Origin of the sequence: Leclercia sp. Colony189 (assembly GCF_009740165.1) — a bacterium.
Taxonomy (GTDB): Bacteria; Pseudomonadota; Gammaproteobacteria; order Enterobacterales; family Enterobacteriaceae; genus Enterobacter.
The window spans coordinates 3,624,327-3,640,023 of sequence record NZ_CP046557.1; the positions used below are offsets into that span (position 1 = coordinate 3,624,327).

Below are 15,697 nucleotides of genomic sequence, written 5' to 3' on the forward strand. Positions count from 1 at the left end.
TTACGCTCCTTTTAAGCACCAGGCCAACTCCCGCGCGCGGCGGTTCTCCAGCCCTTTATTTTTCTTACCGTTGACGTAAACCCAGCGCGGCAGCTCGTTGCATGCCTGCCACCACTGCTGGCGGTTGATGTAGGACACCATGGAGGATCGGCATATTGCGCCGGTACCCACGTTGAAGCCGATGCTTACCAGCGCATCGTAAACATGCTGCGGGGGTCTGACCTTCAGGCAGGCATCCAGCCTTTTTTCCGTCAGCAACACATTGCTGATTAACCCCTGCGCCGCCTGCCGCTCCGTAATGGTTTTACCGGGCGCCACGCCGGACGTATTGCCGATCCCGTCGGTCCAGACACCCGCGCTGCACTGATAAGGCTGCAGGCGGCACCCCTCGAAATCGGCTAACAGCTTCAGCCCCTCAACAGAGGTATTCAGCGACTGGAAACCGGGCAGCGTGGCGGCGATAGCCAGCACCACTCCGACAAGGCAGCGTTTAACGATTGAAGGATTCATATTCCCCCCGCGTGATTTGCCCGTCGCGCAGCAGCTGGTAGGTTTTGTGCTTGTAATACCAGTTGATAGCCAGCATCAGCACACCAATCAGCACGCCGCCAACCGTTGAAGCATCCTTAAGCGACAGATCGCCCAGCCATGCCAGCAAAACAGCGATGCAGTAAGTGATAAAGGCGCTGATTCGTTCAAGCGTCATAATTCAGTCCCATAGCTGGACGGTCTGCGCCGTGGTTGTCGCCGGAATGTCCGGCAGCTCCACCTGCAGCCCGTGCGGTAAAAAAGGGCCATACTCAGCCAGCCCCGGATTTGCCTGCAGAACCTGCTCGGTGACACCCTGCGTACGCCCGTAATGACGCCAGCAAAGCGCGTCCACCGTGTCATACTGGTGCGCACGCACTTTCATCAGATAAGCTCCACCGTGCAGTGCGGTGCATCCTGCACCCGGCTGATAGCCCAGCGGGCATCACGCCACAGATCGCCGCTGGCCTCCGCCAGTTCCTCCCCTCGCTTCACCCCGGACGCCGTGGCGTCATAATCCTGGTAACGCTCATTGAGCACGGCGCGCGCCCAGCAATAGACGGCGTTAAGATAGTGCTGAATGCGCTCGCTTTTGCCGTCCAGCATTTCCGCCGGCACGTCAGCCAGATCCCGGTAGCCCAGCATCTGCTGACGGTTGCGGAAGTCGTACAGCTCAGCGTTAACCTCTGATATTGCTGTAAGCGCAACCTGCCTCAGACGCGGCTGCGTCACCGTGCCGTCAGTGCGCATCACACTGCGAAATTCCGACAGGTCCACGTCAGGCCAGAACGGCGTATTTTTAATAACTTCCGCCTGTTCCGGGACCTGTTCTGGCGCAATAAACTGCATGCGGCTTTCTCCTGAAATAGTGGGCGGTGGACGGGGTTTTGATGTGGCAGTGCCTTTCACCACCCCGTGCCGCCCGTGCGCGGGGCACGTTCGTTAGCGGCTGTCACTGCGCAATCTGCGCTCCAGCTGCTGCTTTTCTTTTTTCACGCCGCAGCGGGGATCGAGCTGCAGCGCATGGGTAAGGTGATTCAGGGCAGAAGCCGGGTTAATTTCGGTCAGTACCGCGCCGATGGCTTTGTGCAGGCGCGCCCGGGACTGGTCCGGCATATCCTGATCGGTTGTCAGGTCCAGCGTCTGCAGGAGCAGATCGGCATCAAAACTGGTGGCTGCCAGCAGGGCGCTCTGTGCGGCGTCCGCCATTTCTTCCGCCAGAACGGTCTGCACGTTGCGGTTGCCCAGCGGCATCACCCAGCCATGGCGCAGTGCATGACGCCCGATTTCCAGCGCACCGGCATAATCACCGGCGTCGATACGCCACAGCATCACGTACATCAGCACGTCATCCTGCTGCGCACCTCCGGCAGCCAGCACGCCCTCCGCCCAGGCGGCATACTTCGGCAGAAGCTCCACCTTGATTTCCGCCTTTTTCACGGTGGACTGGATACCCTTAAGGCGGCGGCGGTCTTCTGCCAGCTGCAGCAGCATCAGGTCATAGCCGGACGCATGGCGAACACTGCCGCCCTCGCGGGCGGCCTGTTCGGCCTGAATGCGCAGGCGGTGCTGCCGTGCGGGACTCAGGCTCATGCGTTACTCCCCACCTTCCGGCGCAGATGGCGTGGTGAAATCACCGATTTCGATGTTTTCGACCAGGGCCGCGCAGCGATAATCTTCAATCACATACGCTTCGTTGACGGATTCGAAGTTTTCGATCCGGTCACGTTTCGGGTTGTCGATAACAGAACGGCGGCGGGTGTCTTCCTGCCAGTAAATGGACAGGTTATCCAGACGGGTGATCAGCAGGGCATTCGCCGGGAAGAACGGCGCGCGTACCGCCTGCAGACCGCCCATGCGTTTCTGGCTGATAATCAGATCGGCGGCGATTTTCTCGCTGTTTTCCTGCTCTTTGTTGACCAGCGGGAAATACTTGTCAGACAGCAGTTCACGACCGCAGATAACAACCAGTTCGTCATCGTCCTGGTAAACTACGTCGATCAGTTCATTGACCGCATCCATCACCACGGCGTCCAGGTTGGCATAGTCGCCGCCCTTGCCCACCTTCACCGCGCCTGCAGTGGTGGAGCCGTCCTGGGTGGTGCTGCCCATAACGTGGTCCGCCGCGTCTTCGCGGATTTTCTGCAGCCAGCCCTTATTCACGTCCTGCAGCAGCGGGTTTTCAGCGCGGTTAGAGGTTTTGGCGCGCTTCACGCCGTTGAAGCCGATCATGATGCGGTCCAGCGCCTGGCGCTTGATGATGGCGTTACGGATACGCACCTGAAAGTCCTGGAATTTCGCCCACAGGTCCAGCTTTGCGTAGGTCAGCACCGTGTCAAAGTTGGTCTGTTCGCATTTATATTCCACGTCCTCCATCAGCATCGGATCGGTAGGTTCGCGCTCTTTGGTGGTGGTGTCGGTGGTTCCGGCAATGGTGGAGCCAACGCCCAGGCCAAGCAGCTGGCCGGACTGCTCATCAACAGGCGAGACATTAATGAGCGTCAGGAAAGCGGCGGACTGCTGGATCTGGTCTTCCAGCGTCTGCTGCACGGACGGCTCAACGGTGAACTTGCTGGAAAGTTCTTCAACTTCTACGTTGTTCAGGCGCGCCAGCTGCTGCAGGTAGGCGTTAAAGGCAAAGCGGGTTTTCTTTTTCATCGGGTTGTATGCTCCATCAGCAATTGGTCAGGGTGCCAGCCGGTGCGTCACCGCCCGGCGCGCGCTGGCGGTAATCTTTACGGCTGTCTTCACGGCTCAGCTGCTGCTGAAGCTCGGCAAAGGCGGCCTGCTGCTCCTGCAGCGAGGACTCCAGCTCTGAAATGCGCGCGTCCTGGTCGGACAGGGATTTATCAGTGCGCTCGCTCAGGTTCTGCTGCTCGGTGGCGACCAGCTCAACGGCTTTGTGCACGTCGGAAAAACGCGCATCATCGGTCTGCTCTTTTTTGGTGAACAGCGCGGTGACGCGGGCAAAGAGGGACGGCTTTTCGTCCTGGGTTTCTTCCAGTTCGATCAGCGTTTCTTCGGCGGCGGTAAACAGGTTTTCAGGATTCTGCTTGCGGTGAGCCAGCGGGTTTTGCGCGGCGCTGGCGCTGAAGGTCAGCATTTCGGTGCCCAGGCTCGCCGGATCGTCAGTGGCGGCCAGGCCGACAAGGTAGGCTTTGCCGGTGTCGGCAAACTTCGGGCTGACTTCCATGGAGGTGAAAAGCTTCTGGCCTTTTTTGACCAGTTCAACGAGTGAGCTGGTCGGCTCCACGTCGGCATACAGCGCCATTTTGCCCTTCAGCGGGCCGTCCTGAATTTCTTCAGCTAACAGCCCGGTCACTCTGCCGTAGCGGTTAAAGGCGCTGTCCGGTGAATAGGACTTGATGTGCTCAAGGTTAATCAGCGCGGTATAGACCGCCGGGTTGTAGCTGGCCGCCATCTGCTCCAGCCATTCGCGCTGGATTTCGCGTCCGTCGGTGGTGGCACCTTCCACCCCGATACGAAAACGCTTTGTCTTCACTGTCATGAGCCGTGCTCCGTTAGAAAAAACTTACTGGAGCCTTATGGTTGCGGTGATGGGGGGAGTGAAACAACGCGCGGCGCTTGTACCGCCCGTCACACAAACCGCAGCCGGGGAAAGCTGCCGGGCAAGGCCGTATGTTTGGGCCATGAACACGACACTGACCCCCGCAGACCTCGATCCCCGTAGGCAGGCCATGCTGCTTTACTTTCAGGGATACCGCGTAGCCCGCATTGCTGAGATGCTGGGCGAGAAAGTTGCAACCGTTCACAGCTGGAAGAAGCGCGACAAGTGGGGCGACTATGGGCCGCTGGATCAGATGCAGCTCACCACCGCCGCGCGTTACTGCCAGCTCATTATGAAGGAGCAGAAAGAAGGGAAGGACTTCAAGGAAATTGACCTGCTGGCACGTCAGTCAGAGCGCCACGCACGGATCGGTAAATTCAACGATGGCGGGAACGAAGCTGACTTAAACCCGAACGTAGCCAACCGCAACAAAGGTCCGCGCCGTCAGCCTGAAAAGAACGTTTTCACCGACGAACAGATCGAGAAGCTGCAGGAGGTTTTCCACAGCTCGATGTTCGCCTACCAGCGCCACTGGTACGAGGCAGGCAACCGCCACCGTATCCGCAACCTGCTTAAATCGCGCCAGATTGGGGCAACCTTCTTTTTTGCCCGGGAGGCACTGATTGACGCCATTACTACCGGCCGTAACCAGATTTTCCTCTCAGCCAGCAAGGCGCAGGCCCACGTTTTCAAGCAGTACATCATCGACTTTGCAAAAGAGGTTGATGTGGAGCTGAAAGGCGACCCGATGACGCTCAGCAACGGCGCGTGCCTGTACTTCCTCGGCACCAACGCCCGCACGGCGCAGAGCTACCACGGCAACCTGTACCTGGATGAATATTTCTGGATACCGAAATTCCAGGAGCTGCGCAAGGTGGCATCCGGGATGGCCATTCACAAAAAATGGCGGCAGACCTACTTTTCCACACCGTCCAGCCTGACCCACAGCGCCTATCCGTTCTGGTCCGGCGCACTGTTCAACCGGGGCCGCGCCAAAGCGGACAAGGTGGATATTGACCTGACCCACAGCAATCTGGCCCCGGGCCTGCTCTGCCCGGACGGTCAGTACCGCCAGATCGTCACCGTGGAAGATGCGGTGCGCGGTGGCTGTAACCTTTTCGACCTCGACCAGCTGCGCATGGAGTACAGCCCGGACGAATACCAGAACCTGCTGATGTGCGAGTTTATTGACGATCTGGCGTCCGTGTTCCCGCTGAGCGAGCTGCAGGCCTGCATGGTGGACAGCTGGGAAGTCTGGTCCGATTTTCAGGCGCTGGCGCTGCGCCCGTTTGGCTGGCGCGAAGTCTGGATCGGCTATGACCCGGCGAAAGGTACGCAGAACGGCGACAGCGCCGGGTGCGTGGTCATGGCACCGCCCACGGTGCCGGGCGGCAAGTTCCGCATTCTTGAGCGGCACCAGTGGCGCGGGATGGACTTCCGCGCCCAGGCTGACGCGATCAAAAAGCTGACGCAGCAATACAACGTGACCTATATCGGCATTGACTCGACCGGCGTCGGCCACGGCGTCTATGAGAACGTGAAGGCGTTCTTCCCGGCGGTCCGGGAGTTTGTCTACAACCCCAACGTCAAAAACGCCCTGGTGCTCAAGGCATACGACATTATCAGCCACCGCCGCCTGGAGTTTGACGCAGGACACACCGACATTGCGCAGTCATTCATGGCTATCCGGCGCGCCACTACCGCCAGCGGCAACCGCCCTACCTACGAAGCCAGCCGCAGCGAAGAAGCCAGCCACGCAGATTTGGCCTGGGCAACGATGCACGCACTGTTTAACGAACCGCTGCAGGGCGAAGCCGCCAATACCAGCAACATTGTGGAGATTTTTTGATGGGCAAGAGGAATAAAAACCGCGCTGCAGCTAAACAGAGCGTTCAACAGAGTAGCGGCGTATCTGCAGAAGCATTCAGCTTTGGCGACCCGATCCCGGTACTGGACCGCCGGGAATTGCTGGATTATGTGGAGTGCGTGCAGATGGACCGCTGGTATGAGCCGCCGGTGAGTTTTGACGGGCTGGCGCGCACCTACCGCGCCGCCGTGCATCACAGTTCACCGATTGCCGTTAAGCGTGACATTCTCAGCAGCACCTATATCCCGCACCGCCTGCTCAGCCAGCAGGCTTTTTCCCGTTTCGTTCAGGACTACCTGGTATTCGGCAACGCCTACCTTGAGAAACGCACCAACCGGCTCGGCGGCGTTCTCTCGCTGGAGCCAGCCCTGGCGAAATACACCCGCCGCGGCGTTGACCTGGACACATACTGGTTTGTGCAATACGGATTCACCACGCAGCCCTACGAATTTACGCCGGGTAGCATTTTCCATCTTCTTGAGCCTGACATTAACCAGGAAGTTTACGGGCTGCCCGGCTACCTCTCAGCCATTCCGTCCGCCCTGCTCAACGAGTCCGCCACGCTGTTCCGCCGGAAGTATTACATTAACGGCAGCCATGCGGGCTTTATCATGTACATGACCGACGCCGCGCAGAACCAGGAGGACGTGAACAATATCCGCCAGGCCATGAAAAGCGCCAAGGGTCCGGGTAATTTCCGCAACCTGTTCATGTACTCGCCCAACGGCAAAAAAGACGGGATTCAGATCATTCCTTTGTCAGAGGTAGCGGCAAAAGATGAATTTCTGAATATCAAGAATGTGAGCCGGGATGACATGATGGCCGCGCACCGCGTGCCGCCGCAGATGATGGGCATCATTCCCAACAATACCGGCGGCTTTGGTGACGTGGAAAAGGCCAGCCGCGTCTTTGTGCGCAATGAGCTGATGCCGCTGCAGAAGCGCCTGCAAGAGCTAAATGACTGGCTGGGCGAAGAGGTGATCCGCTTCGAGCCATACACGCTGGGACTAGACACAACCAACGCTAACTAAAATTAATAAGCAGCGCCTCTGCTTGTTAAAGGCGCTGCTAAACCTCAAAAATTTATCGATCTTCCCCAAGAACTCCGGTCTTAATCAGCTGATTCCAGAAATTTTTCATTTTCTGCCCTGTCTGCTGATTAACAAATAGAGATGATCTGGCACCGTGTGGATATCCCATCAACTGCCCGCGCATATCTTCCCAACTTTCACAATAAACTGCGTGCCGCCAGTTAGGAACCTCGCTTTCAAGCATCAATCCAATTGCTGCTTTTGCTGGGATGGTGCCATCTTCTTCCATATCTTCCGAAAAATGCCAATGGCATTTAATTAGTAATGGGACGGCGTTTTCATGATAAAGCACAACGTCTTCAATCTTTTCGATAGAGATATAGGCGTCCCCGTGCTTTAGACGTTTTACACCTGCTATAAATTCATCAACATCATGGCCATAAGGACAGGTAAGAATACCGTTCCTGAAATAGACCGTGTGATCCAAATATTTAAAGCTGGGAGTATTTTTGGGAACCGTAGGCGCCCAGTTAGCTTTATCTCTTTCCAACAAAAAAGGATGCCATGCCGGATACCCATCCACTACTGGCCCACACTCTTCAACAATTTCCTCTAACTTCGCCCTGACCTTCGAACGCATCTCCTGATTTGAACCTTGTGGAACTAGATATCTGTAAGCATTTTCGAAGTTCGCTGCTGCTGCCTCTTCCGCTCTGAAAGCCATAAAACACCTCATAACATTAACGACTCACGCACAAAATAAGACATTCATGCGCAAGCTGCAAGTGTTATGTTTTGCCGCTTAAGCCAATCCCCTCAATAAACAACCTCAACAGCTTTCTGCGGGGCGCTTCTTTTTTTGCGGCTGCACCTCACCCTTTCAATTGGAAGCCGCCAGCGAGCCGTAGGCTGCGCCGGACTTTTGCTATTTCACCCCTTTGCGCGCGCTCGTATCCCCGCCACGCCTGCCCGCTTTAGGTAGCGGTTTTCATGCAGGCGCATGACATAAGCAAAAGCCCGCCAGTTCTGGCGGGCCTAAGCAAAAACGATCCTTAAACGATCATGCGATTTCATGCAGCATAGTCATGCACTGCCAGAGTTTTCTATCTTCACTGGTTCGGGTGTGGAGAAGTCTTCGAAAGATTTATAGGTTTCAGTATCGAAAATTGAAATACTTTCAACCTGTTCCATAGGGATTACATGCCTAAAATGCTTGAGATTCAATGGTGATGAATCTGCTGTAATGTTCTTGCTGAGATAGAGTTCATAGTAACGATGCTGCTCATGGTAGCGCAGCGTATCTTTATCGCGATATCCGCTAATGTATGGTATGAGAGCAAGGTGTTGAGTTTCCTGATGCTCCATCCGGGGGGCGGCAACATAACCAATGTAAACTTTTCTGGACTTAAGGGTGACAAAGATAAGTTTACCTTCATCAATGGCCTGCACAAGCAGGGACTCAATCCCATCTTGGGCAGCCATCTCGCGATACGCAGTCTGCCTTATTTCTTCATTTTCAAGTGCTTTGCGTGCATTGTTGCCTTGGTCATAAGCAATAAACACAGCGAGAACCATGGACAAAACAAAGAACAGCGGATAAGACATTACCTTTATATCTGTAAGCCATGAATAAAAATCTGCATGGAACTTAGGCCATATGAAGCCGAAAATATTGATAACTGTGCTTAGGATTAACAGAGCAATGAAGGTAATTGCTACCAGAGTAAAGCCCTGTATGGCAAACTTGCAGCCATGCATGGCTACATAAAAATATGAATTCCAACCGTTACTTCTTGCTTGCCGGATGCGGGACTGGTAGTGATTTTCCGTGTACCAGAACCCGCATACCAAGACGACCATGATAACTAAAGGCCCCATTCCTCATCCTTGTCTTTTAGCAGCCAACTCTTCCATTCTGGCGCGCATTGATTCTCGCACCTGTTTATTATTCATGTTTAAAGTCGCAGCACCGTTAGCATCTGTAATAATCTTACTATTATCAGACTGTTGCACGTCCTGACGAATAACATCCTGCATAAGTCTACCGGGAGCCGAGAGAACTTTACGAAGAAGTTCAGACATAACACCTCCTAATGCCTCAGACGCCACAGAGTATGGCGCGTGGAATTTGATACCTTCTAATTATAAGACAACAAAAATGTGAACCTATTCTAAGAGTGCTACGTATTAACCTATTTACGTACCGATCTGCAATCAATTTATCCACTGCTAACGCCTCGCATGCTCGTTGTTCAACCTTGCGGATGCCAGAACAACGTTCCGACATCCACAACGTTAGCTAGTGCAACCAGCTGTCGTCTTCCCAGACCTGCTGCAGAATTTCCATTACACGTTCCTTATCTTCAGCCTGTTTTACCCCACTAAGTTCAATGCCATTGGCACTACCTTTGCGGATTCGGATAGCTGTTTTTGGGTAGAGGGGGCGCAAGTTTCGGTAAAGCTCGGATTCAAGTGCTTCTAACAGCGCCTGGCTAATTTTCTGCTCTTTATCGATCATTATTTCAATGCGCATAGATTTTTCCCTAACTGGTAACGTCCATTGTGCGGCTGTATTCATGGTTGCGAATTTTCGCCATCAGCTCGTCAGTCAGCTCAGAAACCCACTGGATAGCCAGCCGCTTTTCTTCGTCGCTGCACTCACTTGCCGCTACCAGCTTTATGAAAAAATCAATGCGCTGAAGTTTCAATGACTCCAAAAGATAATCCTGCATTTTCCCTCCTATTACGGCCACTTACACAATATAACTGTATGTATACACACTGTTTATATATACAGTATAGTACCGATTTCTAAATGTAAAACGCTTTTTTGGCCTTCAATAAGAAAGCCCTGACATGAGTCAAAAACAGGATTTTTTTGGTTGGTCAGTAATACTGCCGCCACTTGTCATCCTCACGCAGCCGCCCGTTCTGGTAAAAGATGCGCAAGCCACCCCCTGACGGAAGGCTGCCGCCGCGTACAAGTAAATTAACCTCATATTCACTGCCATCGAACCCTCTGGACTGCAGTTCATACTCAAGCTGAAGGCGCTGCTGATCCGAAATGTTCTGTTTGTATTCCTTTTTCCGCTTCGGTTTAACGAGCCTCAGCCTTGCGGTCAGCTCACGGCGTTCTTTCCGGCCCATGCTGTGCAGGTACTCATGCAGCTCCTTGTCATTCATGGATTTAATCTCGGGTAGATCCCCGCCTGTTTGGTTCAAATTTTCAACAGGGGGACAGTTATTGCCACGAGTCCAAGGGGCGCAAGCGCCCTGGTCGGCTGTCGCCTCCTGAAGGTCAACGGCTTTACGAACCATTTTCCACTTCACTGCATGCGTGCAGATCCGGCCCTCAATGATCGGGGACCAGATACCATAAATACGAACACCATGATCGCCGTAGGCGCTCGGCTCGTCGTTCAGCTCATAGGCAGTTCTGACAAGGTGATGTTTGCGGGGAACCAGGACGCCGCCCTGCTTCATGATGTAGGTGGCAAAACAGCCAGCATCAGCTGCAGCCAGCACCGCATCCAGACGCGGGTTTTCCAGTACCGGCGCGCCTGCCTTCTGGTCACCCTGCGCCCTGGTAGCCTGACCAGCCAGCAAGCGCAGCTCGCGGTACGCCTGACGGCCAGGGATACCAAAGAAACGGAATTGCTGAACACGGTGCAGCGAAGCCCAGGCGTTTACGTTCTCAGCGTTATCGCGCAGTGATTTGCCTGTTTCTTTACTAATTTCCTGCGCCAGCCCGCGCCCGTCGATATTCTTGCTGATGTATTTGGCGATATAGCTGGTCGGTGTACCCTTGCGCGGGTTAACAAGCTCAGACTTGAAGCGCGGCCCGGTATTATTGCCCAGCTCCTCCCGGTCCTCACGAATGGCGAATTTACGCAGCAGCGCGGTGACGGATTTACGGTCTTTTTTGCGCATGAAGCACAGCAGATGCCAGTGCACGGTGCCGTCATGGTGTGGCTCGGCAACGCGGACGCCATACCAGCGCAGCCCGGCTTTGTGCATCGCCTTACGGAAGGCGGCGAACATATTCACCAGGTAATCGCTGCTCTGCCGGACCGTGGCACTGGTCCATTTCGGGTTAGGCCTGCCGTTATTGAGCGTCGCGTGAAAGCGTGACGGGCAAGTGATGGTATAGAACACGGCGCATTCGCCACGCATTTCTGCGATAAGCTCCAGCCCCTTAACACAGGCCATCATTTCGTTGCGCCGGTGCGCCGGATTGCTGCTACTGGCGTTTACCACCTCTTCCATATCCAGCGTGTCACCTTCGGCGTTAACCAGCTCATGCGAGCGGAAAAACTCCAGTGATTTACGGCGCTGTTCGCGTTTGTGGATCACAGCTTCATAGCTGACATACGGGGACGCCTTTTTGTTAACCAGGCAAACAGCTCGCTGCTGCTCCTCCCGCCATTCACACCGCATCTGCCACATCTTGCGATACCACCAGTCCGCACAAAGCATACGGGCCAGTGAACCCGGAATAAGCTCATACGGGACCGGGTTGCGGCGGTTCTTTTTACGGCGCAACTGTTCAAATGCAGGCGGTATAACATCAAGGCGCATAGCTTCAACGGCGACCCTTTCCCATGACCGGCGGATCTCTTCCGGCGTAACGTCATCATCCGTAAACAGCTCACCGCAGGCAGTATCCAGACACATGCTCATATGTGCGGCTACCAGGGTGGATAACCGTTTGACCTGCTCCTGATTCATTTCTGGCAGAACCAGCAAGCCCTCCATCCCGTCCTGGCTCGCCATAAAACGGAAGGAGGCGGAAACCTGACTGGTACGCACTTGCTCCAGCCGTTCAAGACACGGCCTGATGGTTTCCCGCAGATAACGAGAATATGCCTTTGGTTTACCCAGGCTCTGGAAATATTTAATCCTTTCGAGCAGAGGCTTGCTGATGTGCGCCGGTTGGGCGCTCACGTCAGCAATAATGACCAGATCGGGATTGAATTGCTGCTGTTCGCGGGCCATTTTGGCGCGGCTTATCAGCTGGTCCTGCTCCATTTCTCGCTGAACAGGATCACGGGATTCATTGTAGAAATAGCGCTCCCAGACCTCATTACTCAGGGCCTCGCGGCGCAGCTGTTCCTGCTCGTTATCCGCAGCATAGAGAGTAATCAGGTTTGAAAGCTCAGAACCCGGCGTAACTTCCGCCGGGTACAGATAGGGGTTAATCGCCTTTTTAGGTGCATTCCAGGTAAAAGCAGCGGCGGAATCATCTGCGCCGCCGTGCTTTTTAACTTCGTGATGACTCACGCGCGCACCTCATGCACGACAGAGCAATCAGGGCCGCCTGCTGGATCAAAGCCAGCCCATACTCTCGGTTTGAGTACAGCAATCAGTTCGTCTGCGGTTTTCCCTTTGCCTGCAGCAACACCGATGCTGCGTTTTACGTTAATGCGGTCATGAGTGAAATTGCGATACAGGGAACGAGTCAGGAAAGTGTCACTGTTCGAAACGATGACCGGATGGCCTTCTGATGCACGGCGCTCAAGAATAGAGGCCAGATGATACTGATCGTCCTCAGTAAAACCGGCAGTGTGATAGCCACTAAAATTACCGTCATAAGGCGGATCGCAATAAATAACATCCCCAGGCACCAATAATGTCAAAGTTTCGTCATAGCTGGCGCAGATGAACGTGGCGCGGGTAGCTTTTTCAGCAAAAGCGCGTATTTCATTCTCAGGAAAATACGGATTTTTATAATTACCGTAGGGCACGTTAAATTCGCCCTTTTTGTTATAGCGGCAAAGGCCGCGGTAACAGTGTCGGTTTAAGAATAAGAAAAGAGGCGCACGCCAATCAGGGTCTTTATCATAATTGAATGAATCACGGCTATCATAATAACCGTCTTCACTATTGAACATTTGAAACAGATGTTTGGTCCGTTCAATAAAATCAGAAGTGTTGCGGGAAATCTCCTGATATAGATTTATTAAATCAGGATTAATATCCGCAACAAGATAATGAGGATAGTCTGTCGCTATCATCACAGCGCACGAACCCGCGAAAGGTTCAACCAGTCGCGGACCAGCAGGAAGGTGCTTAATCAATTCGGGCATGACTTTAGTTTTATTGCCCGCCCATTTCAGGATGGTGCTCATACAGCACCTCCGTTGTAGTGTTTGCCTTTAAGCTCTGCGATTTCCTGACAGGTAACACAGAGATCACAGCCCGGTACGGCGGCTCGGCGTTTTTCTGGAATGACAATTCCGCAGCTTTCACACTCCAGTGAAGAAGCCCCAACCTTTCGGCTGCGGGCATTGTGGATGTGGCGCTGCAGTTGCTCCTCAACGCGCTGCTGTACGAGGTCCATAGAATCGGCCATCAGTGGATCTCCTGAGCTTCGTTCTGAATCTTCACCGCTTCTTCACGCAGCAGCTCCGCCGCTTCCGTGTGATTGAGCTGGCGCGACACGATACGGGCAGCAATGGATTCCATGCGGGCTGCCATTACATCAGCACGGCCACGGCGTTCTTCTTTGCGCGCTTCAATCAGCATCTGGTTCAGGCCAGCATCATCTGGTCCGGTTTTAGTGGTGCGGGTTTCGATATTTCGCATATTCATTACTCCTGAATTTAGGCATAAGAATGCCCGGCGGGTTTACGCCATAAATTTTTGTTGTCGGTTAATTCGGCATGGTTAGCCGTTTGGGAAATAAGCTCACCACTGCACGAAAATGATTCATTGCTTTAACCAGTTCCCGTTTTTCGTCAGTAGTCAGATCACTAATATTGACGCCGTGACGTTCTGCCGGAATTTTTGCCATAAAGAATATGGCTGCCAGTGCTCGCTCATTTTGTTTATGGTTTATATCGCGTCGGTCGCTCATATCTTTAATAAACCTTTCAAGTTCTGGCTCAATTTTCAGACCAAACACGTTTGCCCTTAATTCCGCTATGCGGTTTAGCCCTTCCAGACGTTGACCCGGGCTTAATGGAACAGTCGCAGCAGCGCCTTCAATAGCCATGGTTTCACCTGTTTGGTAGTGGTCAGCCCTGCCAGCAGTTCGTCCTGAGAGCGGGACGGGTGCCAGCGTTTGCCATCTTTCCCGATAATCCAGCCATGTCCGCAGTGCATTGCCGGGCTTTGTTTAACTAAAAGCGATGCGAATGAGGGTTCTTTAGTCAGCATAATCACCTCAGATGATGCCGAACGAAGCGCCAAGGCCCGTTACGGTGTCCACCGCACTTGCCATAGCGGGGTTGGCCTGCAGGCGGGCCTGCATGGAAATGGCAGCCAGTGCCATCAGGCGAGTCACTGAGTTAATGCTGCTGATCACATCACGGCGTCCGGCAGTGGTTTTCACATCGCCAGTAACGGCGCCGGCAGCAACGCGCCCTATCTCAGCGGTGGCGCTCATGACGTAATGCGGCAGCTTCTCTTTTGCCACTTCGTTCATCGGTACACATGGCAGGCAGTGAATTTGTGCCAGGAAGCCGTCAACCAGGGTAGAGTCCTCAGTGAGATCGGTAAGCAGCCAGATTTCAGGCGGTGTGAGCTGATGCGGCTGGTCCGGGTTCAGCTTGTTACGCAGCGTCTGGACATTCATTCCCGCGCGTTCTGCCAGCTTCGCTATGTTGTGACGCAGTGCGAAAGCCCGGCAGGCCTCTTCAAAGTGTGGATGTTTGGAAATCTTATAATCAAACATGTAAGCCTCTTAGAAAGTTCTCATAATTGAACTTACTGACCGACAACAACGCGGAAGTTGGAATGACCAAGGGACTCACGAACCTGATCGGTTTTGTACATCAGATAACGCAAGCTTACGCGGCCCTTATTTTTATCTTTTTTAACCATGTACTTAGCCAGCTGGCCATGGTGGATTTTTTGATAAACAGAACCGCGTGAAATGCCTTCCCATTCGGCGAATTCCGCAGGCGTAGCCATCTCTTTTGGTACACGAATTGAAATATCAGTGCTCATAGTGCAATATCTCTCAGTTAAGGTTTGGTTTATGTCGTTTTATCTTGTTTTATGTGATTTAACATTTGAACAATAGAGATACTACGATCCAATATTTGATACGTCAATAGGGTTAAAAAATGATACAGGTGAAAGCTGGCGAGAATACAGGGGGTAGAGAGGCTATCCATAGGTTGATAGCTGCCTATGATTTCAAATCCAGACAGCAGCTATGCGATCACCTTGGTGCATCTAAAAGCACCATGGCAAACAGATACTTAAGGGACAGCTTTCCAGCAGAATGGGTAATCCAGTGCGCTCTCGAAACAGGTGTTTCTTTACTCTGGCTAACCACAGGACAAGGCGAGCCAAGAGCAAAAATTGATGATAACAAAAGTATCAATTTCGTGAACTCCAGCAAGGTAAAACCTCTTTCTGAACTTGTATCGCCAGAGATCGACAAGGCTACCCTTATAGGAGGCTCGTTGGTTGAAGCCGGGAAGGCCATCATTGATAGCAGCCTGCTTCCCCCTAGCTCAAACGAGTTGCTTCTCGTAAATACCACTGGCGATTCATATTTAGTTGACCGTAACCAGACACCACCAGTGAATGGGATGTGGTTGGTCGATATCGACGGGATAAAGAGTATTGTTAAGCTAACTCGCCTTCCGGGAAACAGATTAGTTGTGCATCAAGATGACTCTTCTTTTGAGTGCAGCTTGGATGATATCGAGGTTGTTGGCCGCGCATTGAAAATCATTAAGAGCCTTTGAT

Annotated in this window: 23 protein-coding genes; 3 read left to right on the plus strand and 20 right to left on the minus strand. The window is 53.4% G+C overall.

Annotated features, from left to right (window positions below; all coding sequences use genetic code 11):
• The 7 genes from GNG29_RS17255 to GNG29_RS17285 form a co-directional block, all read right to left on the minus strand.
• Positions 1-510, minus strand: coding sequence for a lysozyme (locus GNG29_RS17255; RefSeq protein ID WP_156655062.1), 510 nt, complete (start codon positions 508-510; stop codon positions 1-3).
• Complete coding sequence (locus GNG29_RS17260; protein WP_039029573.1) at positions 491-706, minus strand: HP1 family phage holin; 216 nt, start codon at positions 704-706, stop codon at positions 491-493. Before GNG29_RS17260 ends, GNG29_RS17255 begins: the two co-directional genes overlap by 20 nt.
• Positions 707-709: 3 nt before the next feature.
• Positions 710-913 carry a tail protein X gene (locus GNG29_RS17265; RefSeq protein ID WP_039029574.1) on the minus strand — a complete coding sequence of 68 codons (204 nt, stop codon included), beginning with the start codon at positions 911-913 and terminating at the stop codon, positions 710-712.
• Complete coding sequence (locus tag GNG29_RS17270) at positions 913-1,377, minus strand: head completion/stabilization protein (protein WP_156655063.1); 465 nt, start codon at positions 1,375-1,377, stop codon at positions 913-915. The genes GNG29_RS17265 and GNG29_RS17270 overlap by 1 nt, the downstream gene beginning before the upstream one ends.
• 93 nt (positions 1,378-1,470) lie before the next feature.
• On the minus strand, positions 1,471-2,121 hold the full coding sequence (locus GNG29_RS17275) for a terminase endonuclease subunit (RefSeq protein WP_156655064.1): 651 nt from the start codon (positions 2,119-2,121) through the stop codon (positions 1,471-1,473).
• Positions 2,122-2,124: 3 nt separating this feature from the next.
• The gene (locus tag GNG29_RS17280) at positions 2,125-3,186 is read right to left on the minus strand and encodes a phage major capsid protein, P2 family (RefSeq protein ID WP_156655065.1); all 1,062 of its coding nucleotides are present in this window, start codon (positions 3,184-3,186) and stop codon (positions 2,125-2,127) included.
• Positions 3,187-3,202: 16 nt separating this feature from the next.
• Positions 3,203-4,036 carry a GPO family capsid scaffolding protein gene (locus GNG29_RS17285; RefSeq protein ID WP_156655066.1) on the minus strand — a complete coding sequence of 278 codons (834 nt, stop codon included), beginning with the start codon at positions 4,034-4,036 and terminating at the stop codon, positions 3,203-3,205.
• Positions 4,037-4,178: 142 nt separating this feature from the next.
• On the opposite strand from GNG29_RS17285, the gene GNG29_RS17290 reads away from it, so the two are divergent.
• Both GNG29_RS17290 and GNG29_RS17295 read left to right on the plus strand, forming a co-directional pair.
• On the plus strand, positions 4,179-5,945 hold the full coding sequence (locus GNG29_RS17290; RefSeq protein WP_156655067.1) for a terminase ATPase subunit family protein: 1,767 nt from the start codon (positions 4,179-4,181) through the stop codon (positions 5,943-5,945).
• Entirely contained in the window at positions 5,945-6,994 is a 1,050-nt protein-coding gene (locus GNG29_RS17295; RefSeq protein WP_109866361.1) for a phage portal protein, read from the plus strand. The genes GNG29_RS17290 and GNG29_RS17295 overlap by 1 nt, the downstream gene beginning before the upstream one ends.
• A 52-nt stretch (positions 6,995-7,046) precedes the next feature.
• Here GNG29_RS17295 and GNG29_RS17300 read toward each other — a convergent pair whose 3' ends face one another.
• The 13 genes from GNG29_RS17300 to GNG29_RS17360 all read right to left on the minus strand — a co-directional run bounded on the left by GNG29_RS17300 (position 7,047) and on the right by GNG29_RS17360 (position 14,944).
• Complete coding sequence (locus tag GNG29_RS17300; protein WP_109866360.1) at positions 7,047-7,718, minus strand: hypothetical protein; 672 nt, start codon at positions 7,716-7,718, stop codon at positions 7,047-7,049.
• Positions 7,719-8,077: 359 nt separating this feature from the next.
• On the minus strand, positions 8,078-8,872 hold the full coding sequence (locus GNG29_RS17305) for a hypothetical protein (RefSeq protein ID WP_152159316.1): 795 nt from the start codon (positions 8,870-8,872) through the stop codon (positions 8,078-8,080).
• Between the two features lie 3 nt (positions 8,873-8,875).
• Positions 8,876-9,076 (minus strand): hypothetical protein, encoded by a 201-nt coding sequence (locus GNG29_RS17310; RefSeq protein ID WP_152159315.1) that lies wholly within the window; start codon positions 9,074-9,076, stop codon positions 8,876-8,878.
• Positions 9,077-9,293: 217 nt separating this feature from the next.
• Entirely contained in the window at positions 9,294-9,527 is a 234-nt protein-coding gene (locus tag GNG29_RS17315) for a DinI-like family protein (protein ID WP_152159314.1), read from the minus strand.
• A gap of 10 nt (positions 9,528-9,537) precedes the next feature.
• On the minus strand, positions 9,538-9,726 hold the full coding sequence (locus GNG29_RS17320; protein WP_152159313.1) for a hypothetical protein: 189 nt from the start codon (positions 9,724-9,726) through the stop codon (positions 9,538-9,540).
• A 154-nt stretch (positions 9,727-9,880) separates the two neighbouring features.
• A complete protein-coding gene (locus GNG29_RS17325) occupies positions 9,881-12,274 on the minus strand; it encodes a replication endonuclease (RefSeq protein ID WP_156655068.1) in 2,394 nt (797 codons plus the stop codon).
• Entirely contained in the window at positions 12,271-13,122 is an 852-nt protein-coding gene (locus GNG29_RS17330; protein WP_156655069.1) for a DNA adenine methylase, read from the minus strand. The genes GNG29_RS17325 and GNG29_RS17330 overlap by 4 nt, the downstream gene beginning before the upstream one ends.
• Entirely contained in the window at positions 13,119-13,346 is a 228-nt protein-coding gene (locus tag GNG29_RS17335) for a TraR/DksA family transcriptional regulator (protein WP_156655070.1), read from the minus strand. The genes GNG29_RS17330 and GNG29_RS17335 overlap by 4 nt, the downstream gene beginning before the upstream one ends.
• Positions 13,346-13,579 carry a DUF2732 family protein gene (locus tag GNG29_RS17340; RefSeq protein WP_156655071.1) on the minus strand — a complete coding sequence of 78 codons (234 nt, stop codon included), beginning with the start codon at positions 13,577-13,579 and terminating at the stop codon, positions 13,346-13,348. Before GNG29_RS17340 ends, GNG29_RS17335 begins: the two co-directional genes overlap by 1 nt.
• Before the next feature lie 67 nt (positions 13,580-13,646).
• Positions 13,647-13,988 (minus strand): DUF5347 family protein, encoded by a 342-nt coding sequence (locus GNG29_RS17345; RefSeq protein WP_156655072.1) that lies wholly within the window; start codon positions 13,986-13,988, stop codon positions 13,647-13,649.
• Positions 13,952-14,152, minus strand: coding sequence for a phage filamentation protein Fil family protein (locus GNG29_RS17350; protein ID WP_156655073.1), 201 nt, complete (start codon positions 14,150-14,152; stop codon positions 13,952-13,954). Before GNG29_RS17350 ends, GNG29_RS17345 begins: the two co-directional genes overlap by 37 nt.
• A gap of 7 nt (positions 14,153-14,159) precedes the next feature.
• Positions 14,160-14,669, minus strand: coding sequence for a phage regulatory CII family protein (locus GNG29_RS17355; protein ID WP_156655074.1), 510 nt, complete (start codon positions 14,667-14,669; stop codon positions 14,160-14,162).
• Positions 14,670-14,701: 32 nt separating this feature from the next.
• On the minus strand, positions 14,702-14,944 hold the full coding sequence (locus GNG29_RS17360) for a Rha family transcriptional regulator (protein ID WP_057060132.1): 243 nt from the start codon (positions 14,942-14,944) through the stop codon (positions 14,702-14,704).
• A gap of 119 nt (positions 14,945-15,063) precedes the next feature.
• On the opposite strand from GNG29_RS17360, the gene GNG29_RS17365 reads away from it, so the two are divergent.
• Entirely contained in the window at positions 15,064-15,696 is a 633-nt protein-coding gene (locus tag GNG29_RS17365; RefSeq protein ID WP_156655075.1) for a phage repressor protein CI, read from the plus strand.
• The last annotated feature ends 1 nt before the right edge of the window (position 15,697 follow it).

Excerpts from the sequence above, each read along its gene's own strand:
- GNG29_RS17255 (WP_156655062.1), bottom strand. The coding sequence starts at position 510 with ATGAATCCTTCAATCGTTAAACGCTGCCTTGTCGGAGTGGTGCTGGCT.
- GNG29_RS17260 (WP_039029573.1), bottom strand. The coding sequence starts at position 706 with ATGACGCTTGAACGAATCAGCGCCTTTATCACTTACTGCATCGCTGTT.
- GNG29_RS17265 (WP_039029574.1), bottom strand. The coding sequence starts at position 913 with ATGAAAGTGCGTGCGCACCAGTATGACACGGTGGACGCGCTTTGCTGG.
- GNG29_RS17270 (WP_156655063.1), bottom strand. The coding sequence starts at position 1,377 with ATGCAGTTTATTGCGCCAGAACAGGTCCCGGAACAGGCGGAAGTTATT.
- GNG29_RS17275 (WP_156655064.1), bottom strand. The coding sequence starts at position 2,121 with ATGAGCCTGAGTCCCGCACGGCAGCACCGCCTGCGCATTCAGGCCGAA.
- GNG29_RS17280 (WP_156655065.1), bottom strand. The coding sequence starts at position 3,186 with ATGAAAAAGAAAACCCGCTTTGCCTTTAACGCCTACCTGCAGCAGCTG.
- GNG29_RS17285 (WP_156655066.1), bottom strand. The coding sequence starts at position 4,036 with ATGACAGTGAAGACAAAGCGTTTTCGTATCGGGGTGGAAGGTGCCACC.
- GNG29_RS17290 (WP_156655067.1), top strand. The coding sequence starts at position 4,179 with ATGAACACGACACTGACCCCCGCAGACCTCGATCCCCGTAGGCAGGCC.
- GNG29_RS17295 (WP_109866361.1), top strand. The coding sequence starts at position 5,945 with ATGGGCAAGAGGAATAAAAACCGCGCTGCAGCTAAACAGAGCGTTCAA.
- GNG29_RS17300 (WP_109866360.1), bottom strand. The coding sequence starts at position 7,718 with ATGGCTTTCAGAGCGGAAGAGGCAGCAGCAGCGAACTTCGAAAATGCT.
- GNG29_RS17305 (WP_152159316.1), bottom strand. The coding sequence starts at position 8,872 with ATGGGGCCTTTAGTTATCATGGTCGTCTTGGTATGCGGGTTCTGGTAC.
- GNG29_RS17310 (WP_152159315.1), bottom strand. The coding sequence starts at position 9,076 with ATGTCTGAACTTCTTCGTAAAGTTCTCTCGGCTCCCGGTAGACTTATG.
- GNG29_RS17315 (WP_152159314.1), bottom strand. The coding sequence starts at position 9,527 with ATGCGCATTGAAATAATGATCGATAAAGAGCAGAAAATTAGCCAGGCG.
- GNG29_RS17320 (WP_152159313.1), bottom strand. The coding sequence starts at position 9,726 with ATGCAGGATTATCTTTTGGAGTCATTGAAACTTCAGCGCATTGATTTT.
- GNG29_RS17330 (WP_156655069.1), bottom strand. The coding sequence starts at position 13,122 with ATGAGCACCATCCTGAAATGGGCGGGCAATAAAACTAAAGTCATGCCC.
- GNG29_RS17335 (WP_156655070.1), bottom strand. The coding sequence starts at position 13,346 with ATGGCCGATTCTATGGACCTCGTACAGCAGCGCGTTGAGGAGCAACTG.
- GNG29_RS17340 (WP_156655071.1), bottom strand. The coding sequence starts at position 13,579 with ATGCGAAATATCGAAACCCGCACCACTAAAACCGGACCAGATGATGCT.
- GNG29_RS17345 (WP_156655072.1), bottom strand. The coding sequence starts at position 13,988 with ATGGCTATTGAAGGCGCTGCTGCGACTGTTCCATTAAGCCCGGGTCAA.
- GNG29_RS17350 (WP_156655073.1), bottom strand. The coding sequence starts at position 14,152 with ATGCTGACTAAAGAACCCTCATTCGCATCGCTTTTAGTTAAACAAAGC.
- GNG29_RS17355 (WP_156655074.1), bottom strand. The coding sequence starts at position 14,669 with ATGTTTGATTATAAGATTTCCAAACATCCACACTTTGAAGAGGCCTGC.
- GNG29_RS17360 (WP_057060132.1), bottom strand. The coding sequence starts at position 14,944 with ATGAGCACTGATATTTCAATTCGTGTACCAAAAGAGATGGCTACGCCT.
- GNG29_RS17365 (WP_156655075.1), top strand. The coding sequence starts at position 15,064 with ATGATACAGGTGAAAGCTGGCGAGAATACAGGGGGTAGAGAGGCTATC.